Here is a 6,398-nt window from a genome sequence, read left to right as displayed (position 1 = left end):
GCCAGTTTTAGCCGGGATGGGCAGCGCATCCTCACCGCCTCATATGACAAGACAGCGCGGCTGTGGGACTTACAGGGCAAGGAAATTGCCAAGTTCCAAGGGGATGAAGGTAGGGTCATTAGTGCCAGTTTTAGCCGCGATGGGCAGCACATCCTCAGCGCCTCAGTTGACAAAACAACGCGAGTTGTGTCTATTTATGCGTGGAATGTGGAAAGCTTGGAGCAATTATTAGCACGGGGTTGTCGGTGGTTGCATAACTATTTAATTTATGCGCCTAATTTGAGTGATAGCGATAGGCAGCTTTGCAACAAGAAGTGATCAGGGGGCTAGTACCGCAAGGCGGAAGTCAAAAGTCAAAAGTTTTGTATATCAAGGCTTTTACTTGTTTAAAATGGTAGCTTGATTTACGTCGAGCTGTACTAGACTGCTGTAATGCTCAGTTTAAATGTAGAGCCAAAGGCGTAGGCGTAGCCCGTCGTAGACATCGCTTGGTAAATTAGAGATGCGTAGGCGTAGCCCGCCGCAGGCATCGCAGTTCTGAACTTGGCGTTTCGAGTTCCGAACACCAATGACCGAGTAAAAAGGTCGAACTTCTGAGTTCCGAACACCAACGGTCGAGCAAAAAGGTCGAACTTCCGAGTTCTGAACACCAACGGTCGAGCAAAAAGGTCGAACTTCCGAGTTCTGAACACGAATGGCCGAGCAAAAAGGTCGAACTTCCGGGTTAAACCTCCGGTTCTACTCCCAGCGCTCTTAACTGAGCGGCCAATCTCTCTGCACGCTGGCGTTCTTGTTCTGCAAGCTGTTGAGCAGCGTTTTTCTCTTGCCGTTCTTTTGCTGTTAACTCCAAACCCCACAGTAATAATTCGCCGTTATCATCCCACCAACGCAACCAATAACCTGTGCGGTTTTCTCGGCTTCCTTGCCATACGCCTAAAAACAAATTCATTTCGGCAATCCAGTGACGATTATTTGCATCTGGTGTTTGCAGTTCATAATGTCCGAAATCATCTCGCCGATAAACTTCTAACACTCCGCTATCTGGTTCAAAAATGGCATAGTTCGGCACTTGTAAAATCTGCTCATAATAAAACCATTTACCAGGGGGATAGGTCGGTTTACTCGAATATTCTCCACCTTCGGTATCTGAGAGAAATTCCATCACAATTACGGGAATATCACCTTGGAGTTGTGGCGTATAACTGCGCTTCACTTCTTCTCGTGAGACTCGAATAGATGATACATAACCCCAATCTGGTGCTTTGACCACAAATCGATTATTCAAGGTGGCGCAGATACCGTAGTTAGTGATGGTTAAAGCATCAGTGGGTAATCTGCCAGCAAGTTCCAAGCTTTCTGTTAAAGCAGCAGCTAAGAGTGGCTGATTAATGTTATCCACTGGTTCGTTGTCTAAAACAAAATCATCAGGTAACTTTTCCCAAGTAACTTGATGGGTGGCTGCATTGGCTAGCATAATCAGAATATCTCAAGTACAACTTCAATTTCTAATAGCCTGATTAAAAAATTGCACACGGCGTTACTCCTGAGCAAGGATTCGCACTTCTTCCACTGACAATCCCAAAGCTTGGGCAATCTGTTCGATACTCAAATTCATTTGCAATAATCGGGGTATAGCATCTCTTCTGGCTTGTTCTGCCTGTTCTGCTCGTTGCCGTTCTTGTTCAGCGTTGCGAGAAATTTCTGTATAAGTTAAAAACCGTTCTCCGTCAGGGCGATATAACTGCAAACCCTCTGGTAATGGAGTAAACCGAATTTTTAATCGAGGACTCACCCAATCTTCCATTTGGGGGATGACATCTAACCCATCTTCACCACGCAACCATCCATGCAAATTATTACGATCAGGATCGTAAATGTAGTACTCTTCCACGGCATAGCGATCATAGAAAAGTAATTTCTTATCCATTTCAGTTTGAGTGTTGCTGGGAGAAAGAATTTCAAATACCACTTGCGGTGCAACTCCCTCTTCTTTCCATTGTTGGTAGCACAAGCGATCGCCCTTTGGTCTACCCAATACCACCATCACATCTGGGGCGTTAACAATTGTGTTGCGTCCCTCTACCGGATACCAAAATAAATCCCCCGCGACAAAAACATTTGGATCGTCGGCAAATAGCCAGTCTAAATTCTGCTTAATTTCTACAATCCAGCCAAACTGTATGGTATTATTAGCCACTGGTTGTCCGTCACTATCTGGGTAGATGACCTCTGGCTGGGTCGGTGGTTGGATTTGCCATACCATAGCTTCACCCTCAGAAAGATATTTAATCGGGATGCTTCCAAATTAGCAGACTCTTAAGGATGTCTGCGCCATGAATCTGAAATGACAACTAACTAAAACAGTACGATTGTTCTACTATAAACTGATTAAAGATAGTATTATTAAGGACTGTTTCATAAGAAACTCCTTCTTCGCCGCCCAATATGTCAGACCAACAGCTAGCAGCATCCTTGAATGGACATCTTCCGTACCCCAGCCACAACAGCCAGAATACTATTCGGATTCGGGGTGCTAGGCAGCATAATCTGAAAAATATTGACTTGGAATTGCCACGCGATCGCCTAATCGTATTTACTGGCGTTTCTGGTTCTGGTAAGTCTTCCCTGGCATTTGATACCATTTTCGCTGAAGGACAACGCCGCTATGTGGAATCCCTCAGCGCCTACGCAAGGCAATTTCTCGGACAACTGGATAAGCCGGATGTGGAGGCGATTGAAGGCTTAAGTCCAGCAATTTCCATTGACCAAAAGTCAACCTCTCATAACCCCCGTTCCACTGTTGGTACGGTGACGGAGATTTATGACTATTTACGGCTGTTGTTTGGTCGAGCTGGCGAACCCCATTGTCCGATATGCGATCGCTGTATTGCACCCCAGACAATCGATGAGATGTGCGATCGGATTATGGAATTACCAGACCGCACCCGCTTCCAAATTCTTGCACCTGTTGTCCGGGGAAAAAAAGGCACACACCGAAAGCTTTTGTCAAGTCTGGCATCCCAAGGTTTTGTCCGCGTGCGGATCAATGGCGAGATCCGCGACCTGTCAGATTCCATTGAATTGGATAAAAATTTTACCCACACCATCGAAGTGGTAATTGACCGCTTGGTGAAAAAGGCTGATATTCAAGAGCGTTTGGTTGATTCCCTGTCTACGTGTCTCAAACAATCAAGTGGGATTGCGACCATTGTCATTAGTAATCACGAAGAACAAACGACAAATGACGAAGAATTAGTATTTTCAGAAAACTTTGCTTGTCCAGAACATGGCGCGGTAATGGAAGAACTATCGCCGCGATTATTCTCCTTTAATTCACCTTATGGTGCTTGTCCGCACTGTCATGGAATCGGAACTTTAAGAAGATTTGCACCAGACTTAATCGTACCCGACTGGGAAGCGCCAGTTTATGCTGCGATCGCGCCTTGGTCAGAAAAAGATAATTCTTATTATTTGGAATTACTTTATAGTATAGGGCAAGCTCATGGGTTTGAATTACAAACAAATTGGAGCAAGCTAACAGAAGAACAGCAGCAAATTATTCTATATGGAGAGAAAGAAGGAAGCACAAAAGCACAAAAAACCCAAAGTTTTAAAGGTGCTATTCCAATTTTGCAACGACAATATGAGGGTGGTTCGGAATTAGTTAAACAAAAATTAGAGCAGTATTTAATCGATCAACCGTGTGAAGTTTGTCAGGGAAAACGGTTAAAACCGGAAGCCTTAGCGGTGAAGTTGGGACAATATAGAATTTTAGAATTAACTGGCGTATCGATTCGAGATTGTCGAGAGAGAATTGAGCAATTGAAGTTAAGCGATCGCCAGTTACAAATTGCTGATTTAGTCCTCCGAGAAATCAAAGCTAGATTGCAATTTTTGTTAGATGTAGGTTTAGATTACCTCACCCTTGACCGTCCCGCCATGACCCTTTCTGGTGGCGAAGCCCAACGAATTCGTCTAGCAACGCAAATTGGTTCTGGTTTAACAGGAGTTCTCTACGTTTTAGATGAACCGAGTATTGGTTTGCATCAACGAGATAATAGCAGGTTGCTTAAAACCTTAACAAAATTGCGCGATTTGGGTAATACATTAATTGTCGTTGAGCATGATGAAGAAACAATTCGTGCAGCCAACCACATAGTTGATATTGGTCCTGGTGCAGGAATTCACGGCGGAAATATTATCGCCCAAGGTGATTTTCAGGCATTATTAGCAGCAGAAGATTCCTTGACAGGTGCATATTTATCAGGAAGACGAGTAATTACCACACCAGCAGAACGCCGAGAAGGAAATGGGCGCAGTTTGGGAATTAAAAATGCCCATCGCAACAATTTAAGAAATATAGATGTAGAAATTCCATTAGGTAAACTCGTCTCCATCACTGGTGTGTCTGGTTCTGGCAAATCTACCCTAATTAACGAATTACTATACCCATCTTTGCAACACCATTTAACTAAGAAAGTTCCCTTACCCAAGCATTTAGATAAAATTCAGGGATTAAACGCGATTGATAAAGCGATCGTTATCGATCAATCCCCAATTGGACGCACACCACGTTCTAACCCTGCGACTTATACAGGAATTTTCGATGCCATTCGGGATGTATTTTCCCAAACAGTAGAAGCCAAAGCTAGGGGTTACAAACCTGGACAATTTTCTTTCAACGTTAAAGGCGGACGTTGCGAAGCTTGTAGCGGACAGGGTGTGAATGTTATTGAAATGAACTTTCTTCCAGATGTTTACGTGCAATGCGAAATCTGTAAAGGTGCAAGATACAACCGCGAAACTTTGCAGGTGAAGTACAAAGATAAGTCTATTTCTGATGTTTTGAGAATGACAGTTGAAGAAAGTTTAGACTTTTTTCAGAATATTCCCAAAGCGATCGCGCGTTTGCAAACTTTATTTGATGTCGGGTTGGGTTATGTCCAACTAGGACAACCTGCAACTACCTTATCTGGTGGGGAAGCGCAACGGGTAAAATTAGCAACAGAACTATCTCGACGTGCCACAGGTAAGACACTTTATTTAATAGATGAACCTACAACAGGGTTATCTTTTTACGATGTCCACAAATTGTTAGATGTGTTGCAACGATTGGTGGATAAAGGCAATTCAATTTTAGTAATTGAACACAACTTAGATGTAATTCGTTGTTCTGACTGGGTGATAGATTTGGGACCAGAAGGTGGCGACAAAGGCGGAGAATTAATTGCTGTGGGTACACCAGAGGAAGTAGCAAAAAATCCCAGGTCTTATACTGGGCAATATTTACAGCAGGTATTAAAACAATATCCGGCGATGAGAAAGTAGAGTTTTTGTCTCAGATATAGATGCAAAGATTGACAAGAGCCAATAATAATATATTGACAGAGAAACAGACAGGCAAATCTGGGTAAAAAACAACATGTGGGTAAAAAACAACAGAGCATTGGATAGCATCTGTCAGACTGAAACGCAAAAGAATTGGGGCGTTGCAGAATAGAAATATGAATTAGAGTGATCGCTATGAAATGCCCAAGATGTACATTATCCCACATTCGTAAGAATGGGCGGCAGCGTGGTAAGCAAAATTACATGTGTGTAGACTGTAAACGTCAGTTTATCGAATCTTATGATCGGAAAGGTTACACGGAAGATATTAAAAGTGAGTGCTTAGAAATGTACGTAAATGACTCTGGTTTCCGGGCCATAGAAAGAGTTAAAAAAGTACATCATACTACTGTTATAAATTGGGTGAAGCAACTCGGTAGTACTCTACCAGATACACCTTATAGAAGTGAAATACCAGAAGTTACCGAAGTTGATGAACTCGAAACCTTTGTCGGTTCAAAAAAAACAAAATTTGGTTGTGGACAGTAGTAAATCACAGTGTTGCGGGAATTATAGCTTGGGTTTTGGGCGATAGAAGTTCGGAAACATTTAAACATTTGTGGATGATGATCAAGTGTTGGCAATCTTATTTCTACGTCACAGATGGCTATCCTGTGTATCCTTGTTTCATTAGCAATAAAGACCACATAGTTAGTAAGACCTATATGACAAGAGTAGAAGGTGAAAATAGCCGTTTAAGACATTATCTGGCTCGACTACATCGTAAAACTTTTTGTTACTCTAAAACCGAACAAATGCTGAAATACTCAATTCGGTTAGTAATACATTATCTTCACTATGGCTCTGTGGCACTGCGGGCGCTATGCGCCCGCAAGTTTGAAGCGATCGCATGATTCATATTTTGATTCAGCAACGCCAGAATTGGTCTATAAATAATTTACGCGGTAGGAAAGCGATCGCCTCGACCAATATCCTCCACCAACCAGCCACGCAAGAGTGGATCTAAAACCAGCCAGGGCGGCAAAACACCAGAATTGCTCACAACTTTA

At 42.9% G+C, this 6,398-nt stretch carries 6 protein-coding genes and 1 pseudogene; 3 read left to right on the top strand and 4 right to left on the bottom strand.

The features are described from left to right. On the top strand, positions 1–318 hold a 318-nt coding region (locus tag V7K56_RS25380), incomplete at its 5' end, for a WD40 repeat domain-containing protein (RefSeq protein ID WP_334914811.1). A 101-nt stretch (positions 319–419) separates the two neighbouring features. On the opposite strand, the gene V7K56_RS25375 is transcribed toward V7K56_RS25380, so the two are convergent. The 3 genes from V7K56_RS25375 to V7K56_RS25365 all read right to left on the bottom strand — a co-directional run bounded on the left by V7K56_RS25375 (position 420) and on the right by V7K56_RS25365 (position 2,263). Then, complete coding sequence (locus V7K56_RS25375) at positions 420–650, bottom strand: hypothetical protein (RefSeq protein ID WP_334914810.1); 231 nt, start codon at positions 648–650, stop codon at positions 420–422. A 74-nt stretch (positions 651–724) separates the two neighbouring features. Then, positions 725–1,474 carry a Uma2 family endonuclease gene (locus tag V7K56_RS25370; RefSeq protein WP_334914808.1) on the bottom strand — a complete coding sequence of 250 codons (750 nt, stop codon included), beginning with the start codon at positions 1,472–1,474 and terminating at the stop codon, positions 725–727. A 63-nt stretch (positions 1,475–1,537) separates the two neighbouring features. After that, positions 1,538–2,263 (bottom strand): Uma2 family endonuclease, encoded by a 726-nt coding sequence (locus V7K56_RS25365; RefSeq protein WP_334914806.1) that lies wholly within the window; start codon positions 2,261–2,263, stop codon positions 1,538–1,540. A gap of 182 nt (positions 2,264–2,445) precedes the next feature. On the opposite strand from V7K56_RS25365, the gene uvrA reads away from it, so the two are divergent. Both uvrA and V7K56_RS25355 read left to right on the top strand, forming a co-directional pair. Then, positions 2,446–5,328, top strand: a complete 2,883-nt coding sequence (gene uvrA / locus V7K56_RS25360; RefSeq protein WP_334914804.1) for an excinuclease ABC subunit UvrA — start codon at positions 2,446–2,448, stop codon at positions 5,326–5,328. A 195-nt stretch (positions 5,329–5,523) separates the two neighbouring features. Next, positions 5,524–6,242 (top strand): IS1 family transposase gene (locus tag V7K56_RS25355; protein WP_334914802.1). Its coding sequence is split into 2 segments (ribosomal slippage): positions 5,524–5,845 and positions 5,845–6,242, totalling 720 coding nucleotides; the frame shifts between segments, so codons are not numbered across the junction. Positions 6,243–6,301: 59 nt separating this feature from the next. On the opposite strand, the pseudogene V7K56_RS25350 reads toward V7K56_RS25355, so the two are convergent. Next, positions 6,302–6,391: pseudogene (locus tag V7K56_RS25350) on the bottom strand (carboxylating nicotinate-nucleotide diphosphorylase); the annotation flags it as partial. Positions 6,392–6,398: the final 7 nt, after the last annotated feature.

Source organism: Nostoc sp. (assembly GCF_036917535.1).
GTDB lineage: Bacteria > Cyanobacteriota > Cyanobacteriia > Cyanobacteriales > Nostocaceae > Nostoc.
The sequence above is the reverse complement of the archived record's forward strand: the minus strand, read 5'-3'. Positions and strand labels throughout refer to the sequence as shown.

Excerpts from the sequence above, each read along its gene's own strand:
- V7K56_RS25370 (WP_334914808.1), bottom strand. The coding sequence starts at position 1,474 with ATGCTAGCCAATGCAGCCACCCATCAAGTTACTTGGGAAAAGTTACCT.
- V7K56_RS25365 (WP_334914806.1), bottom strand. The coding sequence starts at position 2,263 with ATGGTATGGCAAATCCAACCACCGACCCAGCCAGAGGTCATCTACCCA.
- uvrA (WP_334914804.1), top strand. The coding sequence starts at position 2,446 with ATGTCAGACCAACAGCTAGCAGCATCCTTGAATGGACATCTTCCGTAC.